General features: G+C 52.0%; 21 protein-coding genes and 1 riboswitch. Of the genes, 12 read left to right on the forward strand and 9 right to left on the reverse strand.

What is annotated here, in order from left to right:
* On the forward strand, positions 1–498 hold a 498-nt coding region (locus tag AC2FNE_RS17465; RefSeq protein ID WP_496805888.1), incomplete at its 5' end, for a GlxA family transcriptional regulator.
* On the opposite strand, the gene AC2FNE_RS17470 is transcribed toward AC2FNE_RS17465, so the two are convergent.
* Entirely contained in the window at positions 495–1463 is a 969-nt protein-coding gene (locus tag AC2FNE_RS17470; protein ID WP_496772907.1) for a GlxA family transcriptional regulator, read from the reverse strand. The genes AC2FNE_RS17465 and AC2FNE_RS17470 overlap by 4 nt on opposite strands.
* Before the next feature lie 54 nt (positions 1464–1517).
* On the opposite strand from AC2FNE_RS17470, the gene AC2FNE_RS17475 reads away from it, so the two are divergent.
* The 3 genes from AC2FNE_RS17475 to AC2FNE_RS17485 are packed head-to-tail and all read left to right on the forward strand — an operon-like array spanning position 1518 to position 5500.
* Complete coding sequence (locus AC2FNE_RS17475; protein WP_170605738.1) at positions 1518–2678, forward strand: acyl-CoA dehydrogenase family protein; 1161 nt, start codon at positions 1518–1520, stop codon at positions 2676–2678.
* Between the two features lie 23 nt (positions 2679–2701).
* Positions 2702–4717, forward strand: coding sequence for an acetate--CoA ligase family protein (locus AC2FNE_RS17480; protein ID WP_496805889.1), 2016 nt, complete (start codon positions 2702–2704; stop codon positions 4715–4717).
* A gap of 3 nt (positions 4718–4720) precedes the next feature.
* Complete coding sequence (locus AC2FNE_RS17485) at positions 4721–5500, forward strand: carnitinyl-CoA dehydratase (RefSeq protein WP_170479801.1); 780 nt, start codon at positions 4721–4723, stop codon at positions 5498–5500.
* Positions 5501–5574: 74 nt separating this feature from the next.
* Here AC2FNE_RS17485 and AC2FNE_RS17490 read toward each other — a convergent pair whose 3' ends face one another.
* The gene (locus AC2FNE_RS17490; RefSeq protein ID WP_302477830.1) at positions 5575–5709 is read right to left on the reverse strand and encodes a hypothetical protein; all 135 of its coding nucleotides are present in this window, start codon (positions 5707–5709) and stop codon (positions 5575–5577) included.
* A 216-nt stretch (positions 5710–5925) separates the two neighbouring features.
* On the opposite strand from AC2FNE_RS17490, the gene AC2FNE_RS17495 reads away from it, so the two are divergent.
* The 3 genes from AC2FNE_RS17495 (at position 5926) to AC2FNE_RS17505 (ending at position 8380) form a co-directional block, all read left to right on the forward strand.
* Positions 5926–6831, forward strand: a complete 906-nt coding sequence (locus AC2FNE_RS17495; protein ID WP_496805890.1) for a LysR substrate-binding domain-containing protein — start codon at positions 5926–5928, stop codon at positions 6829–6831.
* 94 nt (positions 6832–6925) lie between these two features.
* Entirely contained in the window at positions 6926–8080 is a 1155-nt protein-coding gene (locus tag AC2FNE_RS17500; RefSeq protein ID WP_496805891.1) for an aromatic ring-hydroxylating oxygenase subunit alpha, read from the forward strand.
* A gap of 54 nt (positions 8081–8134) precedes the next feature.
* Positions 8135–8380 (forward strand): hypothetical protein, encoded by a 246-nt coding sequence (locus AC2FNE_RS17505; protein ID WP_170605445.1) that lies wholly within the window; start codon positions 8135–8137, stop codon positions 8378–8380.
* Between the two features lie 121 nt (positions 8381–8501).
* On the opposite strand, the gene AC2FNE_RS17510 is transcribed toward AC2FNE_RS17505, so the two are convergent.
* The 3 genes from AC2FNE_RS17510 to AC2FNE_RS17520 are packed head-to-tail and all read right to left on the reverse strand — an operon-like array spanning position 8502 to position 11051.
* On the reverse strand, positions 8502–9401 hold the full coding sequence (locus AC2FNE_RS17510) for a metal ABC transporter solute-binding protein, Zn/Mn family (RefSeq protein WP_496805892.1): 900 nt from the start codon (positions 9399–9401) through the stop codon (positions 8502–8504).
* Positions 9398–10300, reverse strand: coding sequence for a metal ABC transporter permease (locus tag AC2FNE_RS17515; protein WP_496805893.1), 903 nt, complete (start codon positions 10298–10300; stop codon positions 9398–9400). Before AC2FNE_RS17515 ends, AC2FNE_RS17510 begins: the two co-directional genes overlap by 4 nt.
* Entirely contained in the window at positions 10293–11051 is a 759-nt protein-coding gene (locus AC2FNE_RS17520) for a metal ABC transporter ATP-binding protein (protein ID WP_170605449.1), read from the reverse strand. The genes AC2FNE_RS17515 and AC2FNE_RS17520 overlap by 8 nt, the downstream gene beginning before the upstream one ends.
* 347 nt (positions 11052–11398) lie before the next feature.
* Positions 11399–11608: riboswitch (cobalamin riboswitch) on the reverse strand.
* A gap of 239 nt (positions 11609–11847) precedes the next feature.
* On the opposite strand from AC2FNE_RS17520, the gene AC2FNE_RS17525 reads away from it, so the two are divergent.
* The 3 genes from AC2FNE_RS17525 to AC2FNE_RS17535 all read left to right on the forward strand — a co-directional run bounded on the left by AC2FNE_RS17525 (position 11848) and on the right by AC2FNE_RS17535 (position 17123).
* Entirely contained in the window at positions 11848–13704 is a 1857-nt protein-coding gene (locus AC2FNE_RS17525; RefSeq protein WP_496805912.1) for an SLC13 family permease, read from the forward strand.
* 390 nt (positions 13705–14094) lie between these two features.
* Complete coding sequence (locus tag AC2FNE_RS17530) at positions 14095–15816, forward strand: type I secretion system permease/ATPase (RefSeq protein ID WP_170605451.1); 1722 nt, start codon at positions 14095–14097, stop codon at positions 15814–15816.
* The gene (locus AC2FNE_RS17535) at positions 15816–17123 is read left to right on the forward strand and encodes an HlyD family type I secretion periplasmic adaptor subunit (RefSeq protein ID WP_170479813.1); all 1308 of its coding nucleotides are present in this window, start codon (positions 15816–15818) and stop codon (positions 17121–17123) included. Before AC2FNE_RS17530 ends, AC2FNE_RS17535 begins: the two co-directional genes overlap by 1 nt.
* Before the next feature lie 21 nt (positions 17124–17144).
* Here AC2FNE_RS17535 and AC2FNE_RS17540 read toward each other — a convergent pair whose 3' ends face one another.
* Both AC2FNE_RS17540 and AC2FNE_RS17545 read right to left on the reverse strand, forming a co-directional pair.
* Positions 17145–17627, reverse strand: a complete 483-nt coding sequence (locus AC2FNE_RS17540) for a dockerin type I domain-containing protein (RefSeq protein WP_496805894.1) — start codon at positions 17625–17627, stop codon at positions 17145–17147.
* Positions 17628–17666: 39 nt separating this feature from the next.
* Positions 17667–19190, reverse strand: coding sequence for a beta-propeller fold lactonase family protein (locus tag AC2FNE_RS17545; RefSeq protein WP_496805895.1), 1524 nt, complete (start codon positions 19188–19190; stop codon positions 17667–17669).
* 199 nt (positions 19191–19389) lie between these two features.
* On the opposite strand from AC2FNE_RS17545, the gene AC2FNE_RS17550 reads away from it, so the two are divergent.
* A complete protein-coding gene (locus AC2FNE_RS17550) occupies positions 19390–20697 on the forward strand; it encodes a beta-barrel domain-containing protein (RefSeq protein WP_496805896.1) in 1308 nt (435 codons plus the stop codon).
* A gap of 18 nt (positions 20698–20715) precedes the next feature.
* On the opposite strand, the gene AC2FNE_RS17555 is transcribed toward AC2FNE_RS17550, so the two are convergent.
* Together AC2FNE_RS17555 and AC2FNE_RS17560 are read right to left on the reverse strand one after the other, a co-directional pair.
* Entirely contained in the window at positions 20716–21417 is a 702-nt protein-coding gene (locus tag AC2FNE_RS17555) for a response regulator transcription factor (RefSeq protein WP_170479816.1), read from the reverse strand.
* Entirely contained in the window at positions 21417–23312 is a 1896-nt protein-coding gene (locus AC2FNE_RS17560) for a PAS-domain containing protein (RefSeq protein WP_496805897.1), read from the reverse strand. Before AC2FNE_RS17560 ends, AC2FNE_RS17555 begins: the two co-directional genes overlap by 1 nt.
* A gap of 237 nt (positions 23313–23549) precedes the next feature.
* On the opposite strand from AC2FNE_RS17560, the gene AC2FNE_RS17565 reads away from it, so the two are divergent.
* Positions 23550–24674, forward strand: coding sequence for an MlaE family lipid ABC transporter permease subunit (locus AC2FNE_RS17565; protein WP_496805898.1), 1125 nt, complete (start codon positions 23550–23552; stop codon positions 24672–24674).
* The last annotated feature ends 1 nt before the right edge of the window (position 24675 follow it).

Genomic DNA, 24675 nt, shown 5'->3' on the forward strand with positions numbered 1-24675 from the left:
GCGCGTTTTGTTAAGTCCGGCAATATTTTGACTTGTGGAGGTGCAAGTGCCGCGTTGGATCTTATGCTTGAGCTGATCAAAGAATTGTTCGGACCCGCCGCCGCGTTTGACGCGTACAGCATGTTTTTGTTTGACCCGGCCAGGCGACAAACTGCGACGAACGTTGCAAAGCCATTGAGCGACCGCGGCTCACCCAAGCTGTTGGAAGCACTGAATGTAATCGCTGAAAACGTCGAACAACCACTAACCACATTTGAATTGGCGCGTCAGGTGGCAATTTCAGAACGTAGCCTGAACCGCGTTTTCTCTGTTGAGTTAGGGATGACGCCCGGAAAATACTATAGGCTCTATAGGCTTCAGCATGCACGTTATTTGGTACAGGAAACGCGGTTAAGCGTGGAACAGATAGCGATGCGCTGCGGCTTCTCAGGGGCATCATCTTTGGGTCGGTCTTTTTTGCGCGAGTTTGGCAAACCAATTGGTGCGTTACGGGTTTAGGATCGCGACGCGTTTCGAATTGCTGACGGCGTCTGTCCAAATTCAGCCCTGAACGCACGCGTCATTGCGCTTGCGTCGTCATACCCGCAGCGGCTGGCTATTTCCGCTATAGATTGGTCAGTTTCACTCGCTAGTTTTCGTGCCAGATTCAACCTAAGCCGACGATAAAGCGCCTGTGGCGTTGTCTCAAGCGAAGCACGAACCCGGGTTTCAACCTTCTTTTGAGAACATCCAATTGTTTTCGCAATGCTATGGATAGACATAGGTGACTCGATGTTGTTTTGCATCAATGTCAGAATCCGGTTCACGATCGTATCCCTCGACTGCAGTGGACCGGAATATTGAGATGCTGCATCCTGGTTCATCAAAAGATTGGCAACCTCCATTGAAAGCAAGGCTCCGTGATCCTCGCGGATTAGTGCGGAAGCTAAATCAAAGGCGGCCATGGCCCCCATACAAGTCAGTAGATTTCCGTCTATGACGAACCTTTCCTGAACCGTTTCCACGTTTGGAAATTCTTCTTCAAAACGCGACAACTCATCCCAATGAATAGTCGCGCGGCAATTGTCCAATAATCCGGCGCGCGCCAATAACCAGCTTCCGGTGTCTAACCCTGCAATTTTTCCGTGCCGTCTCGAAGACGCGCGAAGCATTTTAGCGGTTTTTTCTGTGCTAAGGGAAACAAATCCATAGGACGGCATCACCACCAAAACGTCACCGGATTCGTCTTGCAACGCACCATTTGGCGATACCTGTAAGCCGCTGGAACTTTTGACTGGATGGCCATCCGGAGAGAAAAAGTTCCACGTATAAAGCCTTTGTCGAGACAAAGTATTTGCCGCGCGCAAGGGCTCCACCATGTTGGCCAGACAGTGGTTCGAAAAGCCATCAAATAAAAGAAAGTTAAAGATCTGCCCCAAAATTTTTGCCAACTCTGCATGAAAAATACTAACTATGCATTGCACTGGAATAGGCTCCGAGGTTTCATTCGTCAACTCCGTGCCAAAGGAATCCGCGCAATGAATTTTGGTTTGACCGACGAGCAGGAAATGATCGTCTCCACCGTTCGTAGTTTTGTGGAAAACGAAATTTACCCACATGAAAATTTGGTAGAACGCAACGGGCAAGTACCGCAAGAATTGGGGCAAGCGATAAAGCAGAAGTGCATTGATTTGGGCTTTTACGCCTGCAACTTTCCCGAAGAAGTTGGCGGCGCCGGATTGTCTCATCTTGACTTCACATTGGTCGAGCGCGAACTGGGCCGCGGCTCAATGGCATTGACGCATTTCTTTGGTCGACCTCAAAACATTTTGATGGCCTGTAAGGATAGTCAGCGCGAGCGGTACTTGCTGCCTGCCGTCCGTGGAGAAAAGATGGATGCCCTGGCTATGACAGAACCTGATGCCGGTTCAGATGTGCGAGGTATGAAATGCCAGGCCATGCGCGATGGCGGGGATTGGGTCGTAAATGGCTCAAAACACTTTATTTCGGGCGCGGAACATGCCGATTTTTTCATAGTGTTCATCGCCACGGGTGTAGACGAAACTCCCAAAGGTCCAAAAAAGCGGATTACAACTTTTCTGGTGGACCGCGGAATGCCGGGGTTTGAAGTTCGCGAAGGATACAAATCGGTCAGCCACAAGGGTTACAAGAACTACATTCTCTATTTCGACAATTGTCGCCTGCCTGATGCGCAGGTGCTAGGTGAAGTTGATGGAGGGTTCGCAGTCATGAATGAGTGGTTGTACGCCACGCGATTGACAGTTGCCGCCTTTTCAGTCGGACGCGCCCGGCGCTGCTTTGATTACGCGCTGAACTATTCGGCCGAGCGTAAACAGTTTGGTCAATCCATCGGCAAGTTTCAGGGCGTGAGTTTTCAGATCGCCGACATGATTACCGAGATCGACGCCGCCGACTGGTTAACACTGTCTGCCGCGTGGCGCTTGGATGAAAACTTGCCATCCAACCGTGAGATCGCTTCGGCTAAACTTTATGCCTCAGAGATGCTGGCGCGGGTCACTGATACTACGCTGCAGATATTTGGCGGTATGGGTTTGATGGATGATTTTCCAATTGAACGGTTCTGGCGCGACGCTCGGGTGGAACGCATCTGGGACGGCACCAGTGAAATTCAACGCCACATCATTAGTCGTGACCTTTTGCGTCCCCTTGGCGCGTAAGCTGGAATTTTGCGGTAAGAATTATGACGCCAGACCTTTCCCGATTGCTGCAGCCTGAGTCGATCGCTGTTGTTGGCGGCGGGTCGTGGTGCGAGCAAGTTGTCATGCAGTCGAAACGCATGGGTTATCAGGGAAGTATCTGGCCCGTGCATCCCAATGCTGAACAGATTGCTGGCCATGCTGCCTTTTCGTCTTTGGATGAATTGCCCGCTGCACCTGACGCTGCCTTTATCGGCGTTAACCGCCATTTGACCGTCGATCTTATTAAAACCTTGGCCACTATGGATGCGGGAGGCGCTGTTTGCTTTGCCTCGGGGTTTTCTGAGGCGTCGGCAGAGGATGAGACAGGGCGCTCTTTGCAGGAGCAGTTGATTCAGGCTGCAGGTGAAATGCCGATCCTGGGACCCAACTGTTATGGGTTCATAAATGCGCTGGATGGAGCCTTGCTTTGGCCCGATCAGCACGGGGCCAGCCCTGTGGACAAAGGCGTGGCGATACTGACCCAAAGTTCGAACATTGCGATCAATTTGACCATGCACAAACGGGCTTTGCCCATCGCCTATATGGTAACTTGCGGAAATATGGCGCAGACCTCGCAGGCGCAAATCGCGACCGCATTGCTTGACGATTCACGGGTTACAGCAATAGGCCTGCATATCGAAGGCTTCAAAGACATCCGCGAGTGGGAGGCACTTGCTTCAAAGGCTTATCAAAGGGGCATTCCCTTGATAGCACTCAAAGTTGGCGCGTCAGAACATGCACAATCTGCGACGGTGTCCCACACTGCGTCACTGGCTGGCAGCGATGCAGGTGCCCAGGCCCTGCTCAATCGGTTGGGGATACCCCGGCTTAGCGCGCTGCCCGATTTTCTGGAAACTCTGAAACTGCTGCATGTCTATGGCCCCTTGCCGGGGTTGAACATTGCAGCGATTAGTTGTTCGGGCGGCGAAGCCAGTCTGGTCGCGGACATGGCCATTGGCACTGGGCTGACTTTTCCCCCGCTCTCAGACGACAAATCAACTCGACTACGCCAAGCTTTGGGGCCAATGGTAGCCTTGAACAACCCTTTGGATTATCACACTTATATCTGGCGTGACGAAGACGCCATGACCAAAGCGTGGTCTGGCATGACAGGTGAAGACATTGATCTGACCATTGCCATTGTTGATTACCCTACGACCGATCCAACCGATTGGGTTTGTACAATCAAAGCAGCACTGAACACGCGCGCGCAAACTGGCGCCAGATTTGTTGTGGCCGCGACTCTGCCAGAGCTGCTACCGGAAGATATTGCCGAGGAGCTTTTGGTTGGAGGCGTAGTGCCCATTATGGGGCTGCGCGAAACTCTGGCGGCAACCCGTGCCGCTGGGCAAATCAGACCCCCATCGACGGTTCCCGTTTGCTTGCCCGGTTTAACTGCCGCGACCAGAACCTTGACTGAAGCGGAATCCAAACAAACACTGGCCGCCATTGGCTTGCGGGTTCCGCAAAGTCGAACTGTGACTGACGAAGACGGTATTTCGCTTGCCATTCAAGAACTGGATGCACCGCTTGCAGTAAAAGGTGTTGGCCTTGCGCATAAATCCGAACACTCTGCCGTAAAGTTGAACGTTCAGCCGGAGGACGTGCCAAAGATCGCGCTCGAGATAGGTACGTCTGAGATATTGATTGAGGAGATGATCGATGGAGCTGTTGCTGAGCTCTTGATTGGCGTTATCCGAGATTCAGCTCATGGCTTTGTCCTGACCCTTGGTGCAGGAGGGACACTTACCGAACTGCTACGAGATTCAGTTTCGCTTTTGGTTCCCAGTTCTTCCGAGGAAGTTCGTTCAGCACTTGGACACTTGAGGATTGCGCCTTTGCTTAATGGATATCGCGGCCAGCCAGCGGCTCAATTACAAGGGATTCTTGAAGCTGTCGAGGCAGTTCAATCCTATGTCATAAAAAACGCCGAAACGCTCGGCGAGGTTGAAATTAACCCGCTTCTCTGTACGCCTGAAAAGGCCGTAGCAGTAGATGCCCTTATTCGAAAGGCCTGACAAATGAACCCGATCAAAACCAGACGTGACGGAGCTATCCTCGAAGTTACTCTGGACCGTCCCAAGGCCAACGCTATCGACCTAGCCACCAGTCGGATTATGGGTCAGATTTTTGCCAAATTCAGAGATGATCCCGAACTTCGCGTGGCAATCCTAACCGCGACCGGCGAAAAGTTTTTTTGCCCTGGCTGGGATCTGAAAGCAGCGGCCGAAGGGGATGCGGTGGACGGCGATTACGGTGTCGGGGGTTTTGGCGGCCTGCAAGAACTGCGTGATTTGAACAAACCGGTTATCGCTGCGGTTAACGGCATCGCATGCGGAGGTGGACTGGAGTTAGCCCTGTCAACAGACATGATCCTTGCTGCTGAACACGCAACCTTTGCCCTGCCGGAAATCCGTTCCGGAACTGTTGCGGACGCAGCCAGCGTCAAACTGCCAAAGCGCATCCCCTACCATATTGCGATGGAACTGTTGCTTACCGGCCGTTGGTTTGACGCAGAAGAAGCTCACCGTTGGGGGTTGGTCAACGAAATCCTGCCTGCAGATCAACTTATGGACCGAGCCTGGGAATTGGCGCGGCTGATTGCTTCAGGGCCACCGCTTGTGTTTGCGGCGATCAAAGAAATTGTGAGAGAATCCGAAGATGCCAAGTTTCAGGACATGATGAACCGTATCACCAAACGGAAACTGACAAGCGTCGATGTTTTATATGCCAGCGAAGACCAATTAGAGGGTGCCAGAGCCTTTGCTGAAAAACGTGAACCGGTTTGGAAAGGAAAATAGACCCACCAGTAGACTTTTGACGACGTTGTTGGCGGCACCCAAATCGGCAGCGCCTATTTTAATGGCCGTTCGTGCTAGGCATCCTGTGCAGCGACGTAACCATGACCGCCCCTGTACTGCGCGTTGGCGAGCGCGATCGCCGGACCCTTTTTTGAGATCGTTAAAACGGCCCCTGCAACAGCCGAGGTAATTGAAAAGCCCATGGTCATGATCAGTCCAAGTAAACAGGCAAACGGATCGAACAGATTTCAATCCGGCCAGAAACGCGTTTTTCAACGCATTTGCGACTATACGCATTGAAACATCTTCACTTAAGCGCGGTAAAGTTGGGTGAAATAACAATCATATCTGGATTTTAGCGTTAAAAAAATTAAACTCAGGAGAACTAGTTCAACACCACTCCAATCAGTTGCCACACCTGAGCCATGTCGCGCCGCCACTATAATTTCCCCCCGCTTTCCACCTTGTCTGTTTTTGAAGCCGCCGCCCGGCACTTGAGTTTCAAAAACGCAGCAGTTGAACTTCTGGTGACGCCGGGGGCAGTCAGTCACCAGATCAAGGCGTTAGAAGGAGAGTTGAAGACCAACCTGTTCGAGCGGCGGCATCGTGGCGTTGATCTGACTGAAGACGGCAAGGCTTTGTATGAAGCTGTATCAACCTCTTTTGGCCGTATCTCTAAAACTCTTGAAGCAATCCGCAATCGCCGTTCCAGCGAAAAGGTAACAGTCGGGTCCACCACGGCAGTGGCGGCACTGTGGTTATCATCTTCCATCATAAGGTTCTGGCGGGATACTCCTGATCTGAACATTAACCAAATTACTCAGGACCGACCGTTCAAGGATCGGCCAGATATCGATTTTTTTATTCGTTACGGACGCGATTTTGACCCTCAACTGTCTCACACAGCGCTCTACCGAGACACGCTGGTACCGGTCGGCAGCCCTGAGCTGGCAGATAACCTGAAGGACGCAAACCTTGAAACTTTGGCCCGCCAGCGCCTTATACATCTGGATTCCGAAGATCGGACTTGGACGACTTGGATGGATTGGTTCCGACAACTCGGCTCATCTGAGCAAATACCTGTAGAAACAAGCGTCAACAGCTACTCTGTCGCGCTGCAATTGGCGCGTAAGGGCGTTGGATTGGCGCTGGGTTGGAAGCGTTTGATCGCCCCGATGCTCGAATCCGGTAAACTTGTGCCAATTGGGACAAATGAACTTGATGCGCCGGAACAGTTTTATCTGGTGGGACGACCCGATGAAGATTTATCGGGAAATGCCCGCAAGTTGAAATCTTGGATCATCGAAGAATTCAGAAAGGACAAGATTTAGGTCAGATCAACTCTCGATGAGATTTTCTAATATTGAGAAAACATCTGGTGATCGGTCAATATGGTGCAGCGCAATTTTTCCGCAGGAGAGGTCGATGAACAAGCACAGCGTACTTTCTTCGGTATTTTCCGATGTGAATACCGCCAATGGATTGCCGAACGAGCATTATATCGATCCAGTTGTTTTCGCTGAAGAGAAACGTTCTGTTTTGTTTGCTAATTGGTCAGGAATCGGATTTGGCAAAGACGTTCCGGAAGTGGGGGATGCCAGACCGATAGACTTCCTTGGTATGCCTCTTTTGGTTGTGCGTGACCGTGATGGAGAAATTGGGGTTTTCCAGAACACCTGCCGGCATCGCGGTATGATACTGGTTGACGAACCTAAGAAAATCAGCGGCGCAATTCGCTGCCCTTATCATAGTTGGTGTTACGACCTGAAAGGCAAACTGCGCGCTACACCCCACGTCGGCGGTCCGGGCCAGAACAAACACGATGATGTGGACCCAAGTGATTTAGGCCTTATCCGTGTTAGATCATATGTTTGGCGGGACGTAATCTTTGTAAACATCGACGGACAGGCGCCAGAGTTTGAACAGGCACACGGCCACCTGATGGCCCGGTGGGCGGAATTTGAGCAACCGATTTTCCATGGCGGTGCGCTCTCCTCCTTCAAATTGGAAGTCAAAACGAACTGGAAGCTCGCAGTGGAGAATTTCTGTGAAAGCTACCACCTGCCATGGGTTCATCCTGGCCTCAATAGTTATTCCCGGTTGGAGGATCATTACAATATCGAGGAACGCGATCTTTACTCCGGTCAAGGGACAATTGTCTATCGTCAGTTAACTGATGATGTCGGTTCCAAGATGCCTGATTTTCAGGGACTTGGTGAAAAATGGGATCAAGGAGCGGAGTATATCGCGGTTTACCCCAACGTCCTGTTAGGTGTTCAACGTGACCACAGCTTTGCTATTGTTCTGGAGCCCGTCGATCAGGAACACACCGTAGAGCATATTGAGCTTTACTACGCAGCTGGCGAACAGGAGACGCCTGAGTTTGATGAGCTGCGTTCGTTGAATGCTCAGCTGTGGAAAACAGTGTTCGAAGAAGACATATTCGTGGTGGAAGGTATGCAGAAAGGTCGCCATGGGACACTGTTTGACGGTGGCCGTTTTTCACCAGTCATGGACGGACCAACACATAACTTTCATCACTGGGTTGCGTCCCAAGTTGAAAAAGGTAGGTCCTCCTAACTTGATTTGCAGAAGACACGTCTTGATAGCAAACCGCTCGCTACGGGTAAAATTATGGAAATTGATCTATTGGATCGCGCTTTACTGGAAGCACATGCAAGACGCGACACCACGGAATTGATACGTCTTTACTCATTGGCGGCCGAGGAGTGTGAGGCAAAGCAGGATATAGGAGCAGCTTGTTTTTTTCTAACACAAGCCTTTGTATTCGCGTTGGAATCTGGCGCTGAGGAAGCCTTTGAATTGAACCAAAAACTAGCAGACCGAGGTCGCGTTCACCGTTTCACTTCATCAACGTGACAGAAAATTTCCCAACCAAAACATCGCCTTGGCTCTGGGACCAAAGCGAATAACTTATTGATGATTGACCAACAGATTCCTGTCACAGCGCGGGTGGCACCATCAAGGTCTAAGAATTCCCCTAGGTGGCAGGTTCGCGCGCCAATGAATCCAGAAGTATTCCCAAGTTATGTTGAAACATTGCAAGATAACTTGTGGCCGGGCCACCACGTTCAGAAAGCGCATCGGAAAACAGTCGTCCGCCAATCGCAATTCCAGTTTCCTCTGAAATCTGCCGCACCAATACAGGGCTGGTGATGTTTTCTACAAACAACGCAGCAGCGCCTTCTGCCTTCAACTGATCGATCAGTGTGGCAAGTTCTTTGGCCGATGGTTCCGCTTCGGTATCGATGCCCACAGGTGCGAGGAAAGTCAGACCGTATGCATCTGCAAGATAGCCGAACGCGTCGTGCGCCGTCACAACCGTTCGACGATTTTCAGGAAGGTTGGCCAATTTCGATTTCGTTTCGGTATCCAACGCCGTTAGCTTAGCGATGTAAGCGTCAGCATTGGCGCCAATCTCATCGGTGTGCTCTGGCAATGCCTTTTGCACAGCTGCCGCAACGTTGGTCACGTAGATTACACCGTTGGAAAGCGAGTTCCACGCGTGAGGGTCGGTTTCACCGTCAACTTTAATCGGAGTTATACCATCTGTGGCGACGTGAACGGACGCTTCGGTACCAGATTCTGAGATCAGTGTGTCAGACCATGTCTCAAATCCCAAGCCGTTGACAAAGATGATGTCTGCCTCGGCCACGGCGCGAGCGTCAGCAACTGAAGGCTGATAAACATGTGCGTCGGCGTCGGGACCTACGATTGTTGTGACAGTGGCTAGATCGCCCACCACCTGTTCGACCATGTCACCAAGTATAGAGAAACTGGCAACTATCTTAATGTCGTCTTCATCAGCGGGCACCGGCCATGCGACCAATGCGAAGCAAGCCGAGACTACGCCGGCATAAAGGGACTTAGTAAGAGTCATCTTGCTCTCTCTTCGTGTTGAATTTGCGCCAGAGGAACTTCTTTGGAAACTGCCGATTTGCGCATTTGTCTCCCAAAACCGAGTGGACCAAATACGGCTGACACCAAGAAAAAACAGCCTGAAACCAGGACTATTGCCGGGCCTGACGGGGTTTCCGGAAACAAATAGGACAATGTCAGCCCGATCCAGCAACTGGACAGGGCGAAAACAAATCCCAGAACCAGTTGCCCTGTGATTGTGTTGGCCCAATAACGGGCTGCTGTAGCAGGCAGAATCATCAGGCCAACGGCCATTAATGTACCCAGAGTTTTGAATGCTGCCAGCAGGTTCAGGACCAAAAGCAACATGAACCCCTGCTCGGTCAACCAAGGTCGCCGTGTCCGCGCCTCAAAGAAAACAGGATCACATGTGCTTACGATAAGCGGGCGCAAAAGAATGGCGAAGGAAATCAAAGTCACGGTCGCCACTCCGCCGACGAGTATCAAAGATGCATCGTCGATACCCAGAATTGAACCAAAGAGAAAACTTTTTAAAGGAACAGCAGAACCGGCCGCGGACAATATGAAAATTCCGACCGCCAGTGCGATAAGGTAAAGTGAGGCAAGACTAGCGTCGCTGCGTAGTATCGTTCTGCGTGCCAAAAAAGCTGTCAAAATAGCAACGCCAACACCTGCGATTAGACCGCCGATCAGCAGTGACATAACTGAAAGGCCAGTTGTCACGAAACCAATTACAATTCCCGGAGTGATTGCATGAGCCATCGCTTCGCCAGCAAGCGACAGGCGCCGCAGTACAAGAAATGCACCAACCGGGGCAACCGATGCGGATAGAACCGTTGTCGCAACAAATGCACGACGCATAAAGGTGAAGCTCCACATCTCAGTCAAAAGATCAAGCATTCGCGGGCTCCACTATCGAAGGCGCACTACGGAACATCCAAGATGCCTGACTTTCCGAGAGATAGCCCTGAGCGACTAAACGGTCAGGCGTAAGTACATCGTTTACTGTGCCGTGTGTTGCCTCTTGCCTACCCAGCAGCAGCGCGTGGCTACAATGGTCCAGCACAGATGAGAGATCGTGAACGACCAATACCACAGCGCGCCCTTCTTCTTGCCATCGACGGATTATCCAAAGCAAATGAGCCTCGGTGCTTTGGTCGACCGCTGCAAATGGTTCGTCCAACAGTATCAGCGGCGCGTCCTGCATGATCACACGCGCGAACAGGGTTCGCTGAAGCTGGCCTCCGGATAGCATGTGCAGAGGTCGATCCGCGATGTCGAGTACACCGACCTCGTCCAGCGCAGTTTCCACCCGAACCCGGGACGCGTTGTTCAACCCTGAGCGAAGGCCAAATCCGCGCCAAGATCCCATTGCCGCAAGATCGCGAACACGCAAGGGAAACCGCCGATCGAATTCCGTCATCTGCGCCAAATAACCGATTTCACGCGGTTTACCCATGGGCCACTTAAGGTTTCCAGACAGTGGTTCCATCAAACCAAGTAGCATTTTGACAAAGGTACTTTTACCCGATCCGTTGGAACCCAGAACAGCCAGCGTCGTGCCACATTCGATATCCATTGATAGACGGCGAAACAGAGTCAGATCGCGGTAGCCGAGCGAAAGATTTCGGAGTTGCAGGACTGTAGACATCAAAGCACCGCGAAAATCGCGGACCAAAGCATGGCCGAAAATAACAACGCGCCTATGATCAAGTTCACAACGCTGAATTCGGTGAGGCAGCGGCTCTTGGCCCCGTCAGATTTAAGTTCTTTCACGCGCCGCATTAGTCATTGAACCATTCTGAAAAGGTAGACCGAAATGCGCCTTTCGACGAGGACATAGAAAGTAACCGCTCGGTCTCGCGTGTTCTAAAAAGTGGGTTTGAAATGCAAGCACGCTTTTCAGCTGTCGATTGGACAGGTGAAACAAATTCAGCTCTTTGGACGGCATTAACCGCTGTGAACATCTTAGCCCCCCTCTGGGTCACCCCGCCCAGGTTGATTCCACTTATGATGGCAGGTCTCCTGACTTACGGGTCATCGCTTTCCCGATCCTTCCCAGGCCAAGCCCAGTGGACGATCTCGGGTTGCTCACCGCCTACAGTTGCGGGGGCAGTCTCGGATTTGGACACATAAGCGGGCCCGCACCGTGTTCCCTTTTATCCCAAACCGACAAATGCGGTCGGGAACCATCCGGGCGACAGAACACGAATTGGTTTGATTCGCCAAGGCCTAAAGTTTCTTCGAATGGCCACGTTAAAGATTTCGATCGGTTTACCCCGTAAATCTGTCATTTTTATACTGTGGGCGATCTGAAACTTTTTCCAGATTTTTGCTTTTTTGTGAAAGGTAATGACAAAATGACAGCTAGTGCCTTAACTTTCTTCTAACCCTCCAAATTCGTTATCCGGGTGGTTTTAGTGGAACAATTGACGTTTTCTTTTGAAATGGGGGTGGTATGTGCTCTGCTGGCCTTCACCGTTTTCCTGTTTGTTTCGGAAGTAGTACGAATTGACCTCTCCGCTATATTGGTCCTCGTTCTGATCGGCCTCCTTAGCTATGCGCCCGGGTTGGAGAATCTTGCAAACGTTCCGCACCTTTTTGATGGGTTTGCATCAAACGCCGTGATCTCAATTATCGCAGTCATGATTGTGGGCGCTGGATTAGACAAGACAGGTATTATGAACCGGGTCGCGTCTGTCATATTGAAATACGGCGGCACGTCTGAAAGCCGGGTTCTGCCGATCGTGTCCGGCACTGTAGGGGTCATTTCGTCATTTATGCAGAACGTTGGTGCCGCGGCGTTGTTCCTGCCGGTGGTCAGCCGCATCTCGTCCAGATCCGGCATCGCTTTGTCCCGCTTGCTAATGCCCATGGGATTCTGCGCAATATTGGGTGGCACCATGACAATGGTGGGTTCTTCGCCGCTTATCCTGTTGAACGACTTGATCCTTACCGCAAACGAAGGATTGCCGGACGATCAGAAAATGCAACCGTTTGGCTTGTTTTCAGTGACGCCGGTCGGTGCCGTACTGATCCTGACGGGAATTTTTTATTTTATGCTGTTGGGCCGCTGGGTTTTACCTGACGATACCGGCTCGGATAATACTGGAACAGGACAAGGCACACAGGAATACTTACAACGTGTGTATGGTCTGAAAGCAGACGTTTTCGAAGTCATCGTTCCAGCAAACAGTCCTTTGGTTGGCCAAATCCTTGCTGACATAAACCACGAAAACCATCTTTACATCATTTCGACTTTTTACCGTGGTAAAACATCTATGGTGCAAGTTCTGACTGCTGAGATAGCCGCGCCTTGCAGGTTAGCGATTATTGGCCGCCGATGGGTAGTTGAAGAATTCGCCCGTAAATTCGGGTTGAAAGTCCTTCCAGAGCTGGATGTATTTGTCGAAGAATTTGCACCCACAAATGCAGGTATTGCCGAAGTGGTGATAACGCCTGACAGCAAACTGATCGGGAAGTGTCCTCGCGAACTGTTGTTCAGGAAGACTTATGGCATGTCGCTACTTGCGATACATCGGGGGGAGGAGACGCTTAGCCACGTAGAAACCGATACGCACGAATCCACTCAAATCGGCCTTGAGAAATTTCATGCCGGCGACATGTTGGTTGCCCATACCCGATGGGACAACCTGACGCGAATAACTCGGGATCCGGATTTTGTTGTCGTGACATCCGACTTTCCGCAGGACGAGTTGCGACCGCAGAAGGTTGGTTGGGCTCTTGCTTTCTTTGTCATTTCACTTTCGTTGATATTGTTTACCGACGTTCGTCTATCGCTGTGCCTTTTGACGGGCGCGGCCGGAATGATGCTGACAAAGGTCTTGAGTGTTGACGAAGCCTATCGCGCAGTTGGTTGGAACACGGTTTTCCTGCTCGCCTGCCTGATACCACTTGGGCAGGCGGTTCAAAATACAGGGACTGCCGCTTGGATAGCTCAGCAGATCATGATCTTGTTGGATGGGTGGCCGATATGGTCGCTTCAGGCAGGTGTCGCTATATTGGCCACTGCATTTTCACTTGTGATGTCAAATGTAGGAGCAACAGTATTGCTCGTTCCCTTGGCGGTCTCAATCGCCATGGCTGCAGGTGCTAATCCAGCGCTCTTTGCATTGACCGTAGCGATTTCAACTTCAAACAGCTTCATTATCCCGACCCACCAGGTTAATGCTCTGATTATGGGACCGGCAGGTTATAAGGTCATGGACTTCGTTCGGTCAGGCGGAGTAATGACGATTTTGTTTCTTGTGGTATCGCTTTTGATGCTCAATCTGCTGTTCTAAGGCTGTCAGCGAGAAAGACAGAACTTTCAAAGTTAATTCAAACCAATCGCGAACGCCTTGGGCTATAGCCGAGATGCGGCATCGGGATTGTCTTGTCTATTTCCTCATCGGTAACGCAAATTAGGTGTCGCATTCGACTGTTGAAATAAGCGAAGTGGCTTCAATCAGGTTAAGGGCATGCAGACAGTTCGGCATGATCTTGCTTGTGGCAGCACGCAAATTCCGCCTAAACTCAACGTTAAGATTGAAACGCCCGTTGTTCAAAAATCAACGTGTGGATATATAGCGGGCAAACAGCGGGCAGCCGTCCGGTTTTCGTTACCCGTTTGGCTTTTAACGCATTTACCGATGTACAACTGAGGGCGTCAGCTCGTGAAATCGAAGAACCGAATGTCTGCTCCTTCTCTGAACGAGCTGCGCAAGGCGCGCAATCAGGGGATGGCTTTCCTTTCCCTGGCCTTTTTGTTCAGCGTTTTTGTGAACCTTTTGATGCTGACGGGTCCGTTGTTCATGCTGCAGGTCTATGATCGCGTTCTGGGATCCCGCTCGGTTGAAACCTTGGCGGCTTTGTTCCTGTTGGTCGCTCTGCTTTACGGGTTGATGGCGATGCTGGACTTTGCCCGGGGACGTATCGTGGCACGTTTCGGCGCCCGCTTTCAATCTTCTTTGGATGAAAGGGTTTTCGAGGCGACCATGCGGCGTGCATTATACCCGCAAGCCCGGTCGGCTCCTGCCACTGCGTTGCGTGACTTGGAATCAATCCGCGCTTTGTGCGCTTCGCCCGTTTTGCTTGCCGTGATGGACATACCTTGGACGCCGATCTTTATTGCGGCAATTTTTCTGTTTCATCCTTTGCTTGGATGGCTAGCGGTTGGGGGCGGCACACTGTTGGTCGTCATCGCCTTACTTAACCAGATGCTGACCCATCGCAAAGTTGCGGAAGCTCAGGCCGCATCGGCCCGCGCGAACTCATTTTCCGAACATGCCCGACAAGCAGCCGAAGTAGTTCGATCGCAAGGAATGCAAGCGGATGTGTCGAACCGTTGGTTGAAACAACGAACAGAAGCATTGTCGCAAACGATTTCGGCAAGTGATTGGACCGGCAGCTTTTCGTCGCTCACCAAATCGCTTCGACTTTTCTTACAATCGGCAATGTTGGCTCTGGGTGCCCTTCTCGTGCTGAGAAATGAAATGACAGCGGGCGCGATGATCGCAGGTACGATCCTATTGGGCCGAGCACTTGCCCCAATCGAAATGGCAGTTGGTCAGTGGTCTATGATTGAAAGGGCCCGGACGGCGTGGACAAACCTGAACAAGTTTCTCGACGCCACCCCACCGGAGCAAAAACGCACAAGATTACCGGTTCCAAAAGCTTTCATGGAAGCCAAATCCCTGACAGTGATCCCTCCAGGAATTTCCACGCCAACGCTACGCAATGCAGCACTTAGATTGGAGCCTGGGACCGCCCTTGGTGTAATCGGCAAAAGCGGATCAGGCAAAACAACACTCGCCAAGGCGCTGCTTGGTCTATGGCCCCCAGCAGCTGGTGAAATTCGTCTGGGCGGTGCGACGTTAGATCAATATGATCCTGACGCGCTTGGACAGCATATTGGTTACCTACCGCAGCAGGTCACTTTGTTTAATGGGACCGTTGCTGAAAACATTGCTCGCATGTCCGAAAACCCGGACCCCGATGCAGTGGTTGCCGCGGCCAAAACGGCTAACGCACACGAGCTGATCCTTGGCTTGGAAAAAGGTTATGATACATTTTTGGAAGGCAATGACAGCCAATTGTCGGGCGGCCAAAAACAAAGGATCGCGCTTGCGCGTGCGCTTTATGGAAACCCTGTTCTGCTAATTCTGGATGAGCCGAACTCGGCGTTGGATGCTGACGGGACAATGGCGCTGAATAACGCAGTGCGTGAGTTCAAAGCTGCCGGAAAATCAGTGATTATCATGACTCACCGCCCGCAGGCCATTTCGGAATGCGATGAGCTTGTCGTGGTGGAAAAAGGGCAGGTCGTCAAAGCGGGCAGCCGAGACGAGGTATTGAACACAATGGTGCAGAACGCCAACGTCATCAAACGGCACCTGAATAAGGTGGGCGAATAATGTCCCAAGCAGTAAAAAAACCAGCGTGGAGCATTACTATTCCCGCGACCGTCGGATTGGCGGCTCTGGTTATTTTGGTCTTGGGCCTGGGACTTTGGAGCGTTCGAACAGAATTGGCGGGCGCAATCATTTCTCAAGGCGTGGTCGAAGTACAAAGCAACAGGCAAGTGGTCGAACATCCCGACGGCGGGGTAGTTGGCGAGATTTTTGTACGCGACGGAGATTCGGTTGCTCGCGGCGATATGCTACTGCGTCTGGACGGCACGTTTCTGGCGTCTGAAATGACAATCGTAGAGTCTCAATTGTTCGAGTTGCTGGCCAGGATGGTCCGTTTGGAAGCTGAACGCGATGGTTCCGATGCCGCCGGGCTGACCGAGAGGATGAAGGAACTGCAGGCCCGGGAAGGCATCTCGCCTGAACTTTTGGCAGGGCAGGAACGCCTTTTCGCCGCGCGCTTGAACACATTAGCGCAACAAACAGAACAACTTGGTAAGCAAAAAATTCAGATCCAAAATGAGATTGAGGGCATTCAATCACAGTTGGTCTCATTACGCACACAGGTGGATCTGATCAAGAGTGAGTTGGAGGACCAAGAAGGGCTTTTGAAGCGCGGATTGACCCAGGCCAGCCGGGTGTCAGCGCTGCAAAGGGAGGAAGCCAGTCTTCTGGGTGAAATCGGACGGCTGGAATCCGCAGTCGCGCGACTTCAGGGAGAAATTTCAAGCACCGAAATCCGGATTGTAGAACTGAAGGCCACACGACGCGAAGAGGCAATTACTCAATTGCGGGATGTGCAAGCTCGGGTTGTTGAATTAGCCGAACGACGTTTGTCCCTGAGTGAGCGCATGTCCCGGCTAGATATCCGTTCACCTGTCGCGGGAACAGTTTATGACAGCCAAGTTTTTGCACTTCAGTCTGTTATCCAGCCGGGGGAACCGATGATGTATGTGGTCCCACAAGATACCCCCCTGTTGGTAGCCGCACGCGTGGATGCCTTGCATGTGGACCAATTGCATCGCGGGCAGGAAGTCGCATTGCGGTTTCCAGCCTTCAACCAGCGGGAAACGCCTGAACTGAATGGACAGGTTATCAATGTTTCGGCGGACACCTATACCGATGAAAGTACTGGTTTTACTTTTTACAGGGCCGAAGTCGTTCCAGACGACGGCCAGTTAGAGCTATTGGCTGGGCAAGAATTGTTGCCGGGCATGCCAGTCGAAGCCATGATAAAAACGGATGAGCGCACACCGCTTTCCTATTTGGTCAAACCGTTGGCAGATTACTTTTACCGGGCGTTTCGCGAGTAAATTGGGACACGCCGGACTTGGTTAAATTAACTCGATATTACCCAACAAAATTGACGTCATTTCTGTTGCGAATTCTCCATCGGTAACGGTCACTTGAGTGCCAGAAACATAGCGAACGTTGGTCTCGGAAATCGCTGACAAATCCGTTTCTGCGTCCAAAAAAACCCATCTTGCCGGGTATTCCGTCGGCAGGCCAACAGCGTTCCGCAAAACGATCAACGCATCCATTGAGCTAACGATACCGTCCTGGTTTAGATCGGCGGCGATTAAATTCTCGGGCGTGGCCGGACCGAAGGTTGGATCGAGCCCAACTGCGATCCTCAGAATTTGCAAGGCATCCAAAGAGGATACTTTGTAACTGTCGATGTCGTAGGATTTGACGATCTCCAACTCACCCGAAAAAATACCGTCGGGCATTTCCAGATCAAACTCTCCAAGTGCGTTGGCCTGAACCGTAATGGTCGATCCACTATTGGGTGTGAACCTAAGCTCAGCACCTGCCAAAGCAGGATTGGCGGCCGATGAATCCAGTGAAACCCGTCCTTAAACCCCAGGTGCGGCATTGGCATCAGGTCCAGTTTCTATAATGACTGGTACGTGGTCTGGCCCTTCGAAACCTGTTCCGAAGATATCGGCGCTGGTTAGCGGACCGTTGCCGTCCGAAGTTATCTCAACGCCTTCGTCTCGATACCAAATTTGCGCTCCTTGTGCCGTACTCGTGAACTCAAGCTGAGACGGGGTCCGCAGCAAAAAGAAGTCCGAGAGGTCCAACGTGTCGGTTCCCGCCTCGAAATCCGTGATGATCGTGTGGCCGCTTCCTTGACGTAAAACAAAGATGTCGGCCCCAGAACCGCCTGTCATCGTCGTGGAACGGGTTCCGGTGATCAGTATATCGTCCCCTGCCCCACCATTCAGAGCCGTTTCAAAGATGCCGCCACGCAGCATATTACCACCAGAAGTTCCCGTTAGTGTGCCGGAACCTTTCTGAACGACACCGAGGCCCGCCAGCGAAACATTCAGTTGCGTCAGCCCGGCGTCATGTTGCGACGCTGCAAAAATCTGCAGCTCTTGTCCGATATGCGCGACGCTCAGGGTTTGGACGTTCTGCAGGCCACTTGCAAGCGTGTCCGCGAAACTGTTCAAATAGATCAGCTGACCATCCTGCGTCATTGTAAAAAGTGTGACACCGTCGTCGCCCCCTCCAGCAATTACAAAAACACGCCCTTCAACCTCAAGAACGGCCAGATCCTGAACCGACTCAAAGCGGATATGCAGCGAATCCAAAACGTGGTCCGTGGGTGTCAATCGTCCGTCAGTGCCAAGCTTCATAACACTTAAAGAACTGCTTCCAGCGCTGGCGACAACGACCCACGACTTACCGTATGCCTGCACGACCTCAACCGCAGTTAGAGCGTTGATACCGAGAGTTTCAAATGCGGAATTTGCTTCAATTTTAGCTAATTTACCAAACGTATGGTGCACCCGGTAGGTAGTGATCTCACTGCTTGTGGTATTTGCAGCGATCACAAATTGGTCCGCTCCGGATTGCAGCGTCTGCAGCACGTCAGCGTGCCCCGAAACCGTTCCCACAACCGCCAAGTTTCCAAAATCATCGACGCGATACGTACCGAGTCGACCAGTATCTGAGTGTGAGAGCACCAAAAGATCGTTCAATTCGCTCGAAACTTGTGCAGCAGCCGAGATGTCCCCACCGCCAGTAAGCCCATCGGTTTCATGAAGGTCGCCAATAGTTCCGCTCGCGCTTAAGTCGTAGCTAACAAGCCCAAGGGCGTTGTCGACGTCCAGAATCAGATGAGTTTGGTCGCCAAAAGTTATTGATACCGCACTGCGACCCACCTGTTGACTGATTGCCACATCGTAAAGTTGTTGGTCTGCCGCCAAGGGACCGGCACCTTCCACCAACTTCCACGAGGCAATGCCACCATTCACGCCGGTGAAGCTGAAGATATAAGTGTCGCCGTTAACAATTTTTAAACACGTGTCACCGATACCCGAGTCGAGCGCTGCGAACCCCGTTGCCACCACTCTGTCAAATCGAAGCATCATCTTCATTCTCCTAACATTGCCAACCTTGGCAATAAGCGCGGAATGCCTAACGCCAAGATAAGACAAAGAACAAAATGTGGTGAAAATAATAAGTTAAGTTCCAGTTTAGCTCGAATTGTCTGCTTCGCTACGGCAAGCAGGCGGATGAAAACAAAACGACACCTATTAGGTGTTCACGGCCAAGTATGTGAGAGGCACGATGACCAAAGGATCTCAATCGAACGAAACCCCGACTGATGCAGCGCGCGCGCGCCAGATTCGTGGGTGGATTGATGGAAAACTGAAACGCTTGGCCGGTCGCGGAGTGTTGGGCGGACTTGGCTCGACCCTTCTGGCTCTGCCTGCTCTCGCGCAAGCAACTTCTGAACAGCTTGAGGAATTCCAGTTCGCTTCTGCCATCCCTGGCGTCAAGGGCGTCAAGCTCCTGTCGAATGGTGATGTGCAACTGACTATGATTGATGGCCGAACACTGATCGTTTCCGCTGAAGATGTGGAAATTCTCGACAGTGGCGCAATCATGATTGCGGACGACATCGCTGCACAATTCGCGCAATTTGCCGTTGTAGGCGAAGCTGGCGCAGCTGCCGCCGCCGCAGAGGCCGCAGGTACAACCGCTGCCGGTACTGCGGCCACCGGAGCTGCCGCGGCTGGTACGGCTGCTGCAGGCACCGCCGCAGCAGGTACAGCTGCAGCCGCAGCCGGGGCCGCAGCCGCCGCAGTAGGTGGAATTGGAGCCACTGGCCTCGCTCTTGGTGGATTGGGTCTTGCTGGCGCAGCTGCCGCAGTTTCCTCGGCGGGCAGCGGAGACAATAGCGGAGACGATGACGACCGCCAAACTGTTGACCTCCCCGATTTGAACCTTGCCGGGCTTCAAAGCGGCGCCATTAGCAATACCAGCACAAATTACACCGCTCCTGAAGGGACCACCTCGGTCGAGGTCACAATCGGAGAAGTCACTAAAACCACGACTCTGGACGACGAAGGAGCCTGGAGTGTTTCCTTGACCGAAGAGGAAGCCCTCCCCGCCTTGCAAGATCGTGCATCGCGCGCTCAAATTCGCGCCCCCGTCAGGGGCATCGTCAATAGGGTTCACCGTACAACAATTGGCGGCTTGGCCAGAAGCGGAGAAGAGTTGATAGAAATCGTTCCGTTGGACGATTCCTTGCTGGTTGAGGCGTATGTTCGCCCAAAAGACATAGCATTCTTGCACGCAGGTCAGTCGGTAAAGGTTAAGATCACCGCCTATGACTTTTCGCGATACGGTAGTCTCGACGGCGAAATAATTCGTATTGGCGCCGACACGATCACTCGTTCGGAACGTAGTGAGGAAGAGGTATTTGTAGTGGAAATCCGAACTTCCAGCACGATACTTGACGCGGGCGGCGAAGCTGTTGAAATCATCCCGGGAATGATCGCCGAAGTGGATATTCTGTCAGGGCAGAAAACCGTTCTGGATTATCTGATCCAGCCAGTCTTAAAGGTCAAAGAGAGTGCTTTTCGAGAGTGAAATTAACGTACCTGTTTATCAAAGCCACTCCACATCACCCAGAAAGATATACCCAGCCCCATAAATAGTTTTGATGAGGCGAGGATTCTTGGGATCTTCGCCCAGTTTTGTCCGCAATCGCGAAATTCGCACATCCATCGCTCTGTCAAAACTGTCGCCGACAACGCCGCCCAACGTTTCCTGCATCTGTGCCCGGCTGAGCAAACGTTTCGGGCTTTCAAGGAACAGGCGCAAAACCTCGCCTTCAGCGTGGCTGAATTGCGTTTCGTTCCCAGCATCATCCACGAGAACATAACGATCGAAATGAGCGGCCCACCCGTTGAAACTTGCAACATCTGAACTTTGAAGAGCCGGGCGCGTTGATCGCAAACGAGCGCGGATACGGGCCACCACTTCGGCAGGATCAAATGGTTTGGTGATATAGTCGTCCGCCCCAAGCTCAAGCCCGGTCACGCGGTCCTGCACCTGCGCCCGACCCGAAATGATTATAACCGCTGCGCCGCGTTCCAACGCAAGGCGATGCACCAGTGCCAGACCGTCTGTGTCGGGTAAAGACAAATCCACCAAGCAGACGTCCGGAGTCACTCGGTTCAACGACGCTTCAAATTCGCGAGCCCGGGCAAAACTCTGAGTACGAAACCCGGCTTCTTCCAGAGTATTAGTTAAGATGCGACGTATCTCAGGCTCGTCGTCCAAAATGGTCACCAAAGGTAGGGACATCAAGCAGCCTCGGTTTGAATAAGCGCGGAAAGCTGCGCCCGCGTGAACGGTTTGCGCAAAACAGGTGCCAAAGCAAGTGCCTGCCGATGCAAAGGGTCGGAATAAGGCAACGACGTCATTAGAATGCAATGCAACCCAGGTTCTAACGAGTCAATCAAGTCCAGACCAGTCCCGGTGCCTTCCAGCCTAATATCGGATAGAACCAAAACGATGTCATCAATGTCTGAAACCAATGCCTTCGCTTCTTCTGCGGATGTTGCTTCGATAACTGCAAACCCAAGATCCACAAGCATTTCGCGGAATTGACTACGCAGCTCATCATTGTCCTCAACCAGCAAAACCAACCCCTCTTGGACGGACGGGGCTGGCCTATAGGGCAGTCGCAAAACGACGGACGCCCCAGAAGGTGTGTTGCGCAAGTTCAAGTCGCCGCCCGCCAGCTTGACCGTGTCATACACCATCGGCAATCCCAAACCGGAGCCTTCCGCGCCTTTGGTGGTGTAGAAAGGGTTCAGCGCCTTTTCCAATGCCTCAGAAGAAAACCCTGTTCCCGTGTCCGACACGGTGATTTCCACCCATATGGTTCCAATTGTATGAGCGCTGACAGTTATTTGGCCCGACGTACCACAAGCGTCACGGGCATTCAAAACAAGGTTCAGCAACGCGTCTTGAACCATGCCGGAATCCATCAAAATCATCTCATCAGGAAGAGTGTTTACAACTGACAACCCTACCCCCCGTGGCAGCGAAGGCGACGCCAATACACGCAGATCTTCAAGCAATCCGCAAAAGTCTGTGGCTTTGGGGTGGGGCGTACGGTTGCCCGTCATATCCGCAATCCGGTTCAGCAACTGACCACCCCGTCGGGCCGTGGTCTGCGTTGCTGCCACAAGTTCACGAGCTTCAGCAGGAAGATCCATTTTGTCCAACCGGGACTGCATACCAAGAATGATTGTCAAAAGGTTGGAAAAGTCGTGTGCTAGTCCGCTGGTCATCTGGGCAGCCATTGCACGACGGCGGGACTGTTGCAGGGCGACGCGCGCTTGAGTTTCTTCGGTGATATCCACGGACATCACATAAACCCCACCTTCACCGTCCGGAGTAAACGACACACGCAAACGACGCGCATCCTGGTCTTCGGTAAACTCGAAAACCGAAGTTTTTCCTTCGTATGCGCGCTGAAAATGGGGCTCGACCCGCTGAAACGCTGTCGCCCCCAAAGCTTGGGATATATGCAGTCCAAGTATCTCAGACGGGCGGCCCGGCATGACCGAACTGAGGCGACGGTTCGAATAATCGTATCGGCCGTCAGCGTCCAAATGCGCAATGTGAGCAGGCATCATTTCTGTCGTCAAACGCGTACGCGCCTCAATCTCTGTTAGTTGGCGCTTAGCCTCTTCCAGGGCGGTTATTGTGGCCGCCAATTTACGGTTGGTGGCGGATAATTCCTCTGCCCGACCAAGTAGTTGTTCTGATAACTCCTCTGATCTAGCCCGCAAGAGATCTTCGGCCTGTTTGGTTCGCGTAATATCCGTATAAACCGCCACCCAACCACCCGTTGGTAGTGGAGCGCCTTCGACTGAAATTACCTGACCATTTGGCCGGGTTCTCTCCATATAATGCGGCTCGAAAGCCAGGGCTTGTTCGACCCTCTGTCTGACCACCTCGTCGACTTTCTCCACATTTCCATATTCGCCGCGACTTGCTAGAAAATGTATTGTGTCGTGAAAACTCGCACCGGGTTGCACCAGATCAATGGGTAGGTCGAACATTTCCTGAAAACGAGCGTTGCACAGAACTAGTCTCAGCGAGCTGTCATAGATAGACAATGCCTGCCCGATCAAATTCAGGGCTGCTGTAGTCATAGCCTTAATGCGTTGTTCGACAATGTTCAATGCTGTTCTCCCCGCATACCTGCCTAGCATCACTGTAGGCGCTGTCAAAGAGGGTCGCTGGTTTCGAGTGCCTAATACGGCTGAAGTGAGCAATTTCAGAAGGATGGGACATGGCGCACCGCAGCAAACGGCTACAGCGGGCTAAACTGTATCGCTGAGGCAATTTTTTAACATGAAATCTGGATCTGGTTGCATAAACCCATTGCAGCCTTAGTGCTTTTCCCATCACATAAGTCCATGACAAAGCCAACGGTTACCTCCGATCGGAACGCCGAGGGCGTCTGCATCCGAATTGCGGGCGATCTGAGGACACAATCGCTTGACCAGATCGAAGGCGCATTCAAGTCCATTAGTCCTGATGGAAAGGATGTAATTGTCGACCTGTCAGGTGTTCAGTCTATCGACACAGGCGGCGCTTGGCTGGTGGCCGATTTGGAACGACGCATAGATACCAGCGGAGCAACAGTTCACCTTGAGGGCCTACAAGAAGCTCACGTCTCGCTGATCGAAACGGTGTCGAAGAACATTCCTGAGGCGGTAGGCGAACAGGCCCCGCCCAGGGGATTAGTTGAAACGGTCGCACGAGTCGGCGAACGCACGGCTGGAGCTTGGAAGGATTCGGTTTCGATTGTCGGATTCCTGGGTCTAACCCTGCATCGCCTTGTAAGGACGCTGATCATGCCATGGCGTCTGCGTCGGGCGGCTCTGGTTTCGCAGATGGAGCAAACCGGTTTCAAGGCTCTTCCCATCGTCTCTCTGATGGGATTTCTGATCGGTGTCGTTCTGGCCTTTCAGGGCGCAACTCAGTTGAAACAGTTCGGCGCTGAAATTTTCGTCGTTGAACTGATCTCTATCTCTATCCTCCGTGAGTTGGGGATATTACTGACGGCCATCATTGTTGCAGGACGGTCAGGTTCTGCTTTTACCGCATCTATTGGGTCAATGAAGGTACAGGAAGAGATTGACGCCATGCGGACATTGGGTTTGGACCCCATTGAGGTACTGGTAATTCCACGTGTACTTGCGTTGTTGATTATGCTTCCAATTCTTGGATTCGTCGCCGACATAGCGGGTTTGGTTGGCGGCGCTTTGATGAGTTGGATCGACTTGGGTGTTAGCCCAGGCATGTTCCTGACACGTTTGAAGGAAAACACCGATGTTTGGCAACTTGCTATCGGATTGATCAAGGCACCTTTTTTTGCGCTTGTGATCGGAGTCATAGCATGTTGGCAAGCCATGCAGGTCAAAGGTTCATCTGAAAGCGTGGGACAACGCACAACGGCTTCGGTCGTTCAGTCCATCTTTATGGTTATTGCAATTGATGCGTTGTTTTCAATTTTTTTCTCGGAACTGGGGATCTGAC

Source organism: Ruegeria sp. YKSD179 (assembly GCF_059612885.1).

Excerpts from the sequence above, each read along its gene's own strand:
- AC2FNE_RS17495 (WP_496805890.1), top strand. The coding sequence starts at position 5,926 with ATGTCGCGCCGCCACTATAATTTCCCCCCGCTTTCCACCTTGTCTGTT.
- AC2FNE_RS17475 (WP_170605738.1), top strand. The coding sequence starts at position 1,518 with ATGAATTTTGGTTTGACCGACGAGCAGGAAATGATCGTCTCCACCGTT.
- AC2FNE_RS17545 (WP_496805895.1), bottom strand. The coding sequence starts at position 19,190 with ATGATGCTTCGATTTGACAGAGTGGTGGCAACGGGGTTCGCAGCGCTC.
- AC2FNE_RS17550 (WP_496805896.1), top strand. The coding sequence starts at position 19,390 with ATGACCAAAGGATCTCAATCGAACGAAACCCCGACTGATGCAGCGCGC.
- AC2FNE_RS17565 (WP_496805898.1), top strand. The coding sequence starts at position 23,550 with ATGACAAAGCCAACGGTTACCTCCGATCGGAACGCCGAGGGCGTCTGC.
- AC2FNE_RS17510 (WP_496805892.1), bottom strand. The coding sequence starts at position 9,401 with ATGACTCTTACTAAGTCCCTTTATGCCGGCGTAGTCTCGGCTTGCTTC.
- AC2FNE_RS17535 (WP_170479813.1), top strand. The coding sequence starts at position 15,816 with ATGTCCCAAGCAGTAAAAAAACCAGCGTGGAGCATTACTATTCCCGCG.
- AC2FNE_RS17500 (WP_496805891.1), top strand. The coding sequence starts at position 6,926 with ATGAACAAGCACAGCGTACTTTCTTCGGTATTTTCCGATGTGAATACC.
- AC2FNE_RS17505 (WP_170605445.1), top strand. The coding sequence starts at position 8,135 with ATGGAAATTGATCTATTGGATCGCGCTTTACTGGAAGCACATGCAAGA.
- AC2FNE_RS17520 (WP_170605449.1), bottom strand. The coding sequence starts at position 11,051 with ATGTCTACAGTCCTGCAACTCCGAAATCTTTCGCTCGGCTACCGCGAT.
- AC2FNE_RS17480 (WP_496805889.1), top strand. The coding sequence starts at position 2,702 with ATGACGCCAGACCTTTCCCGATTGCTGCAGCCTGAGTCGATCGCTGTT.
- AC2FNE_RS17515 (WP_496805893.1), bottom strand. The coding sequence starts at position 10,300 with ATGCTTGATCTTTTGACTGAGATGTGGAGCTTCACCTTTATGCGTCGT.
- AC2FNE_RS17490 (WP_302477830.1), bottom strand. The coding sequence starts at position 5,709 with ATGACCATGGGCTTTTCAATTACCTCGGCTGTTGCAGGGGCCGTTTTA.
- AC2FNE_RS17525 (WP_496805912.1), top strand. The coding sequence starts at position 11,848 with ATGGGGGTGGTATGTGCTCTGCTGGCCTTCACCGTTTTCCTGTTTGTT.
- AC2FNE_RS17555 (WP_170479816.1), bottom strand. The coding sequence starts at position 21,417 with ATGTCCCTACCTTTGGTGACCATTTTGGACGACGAGCCTGAGATACGT.
- AC2FNE_RS17485 (WP_170479801.1), top strand. The coding sequence starts at position 4,721 with ATGAACCCGATCAAAACCAGACGTGACGGAGCTATCCTCGAAGTTACT.
- AC2FNE_RS17530 (WP_170605451.1), top strand. The coding sequence starts at position 14,095 with ATGTCTGCTCCTTCTCTGAACGAGCTGCGCAAGGCGCGCAATCAGGGG.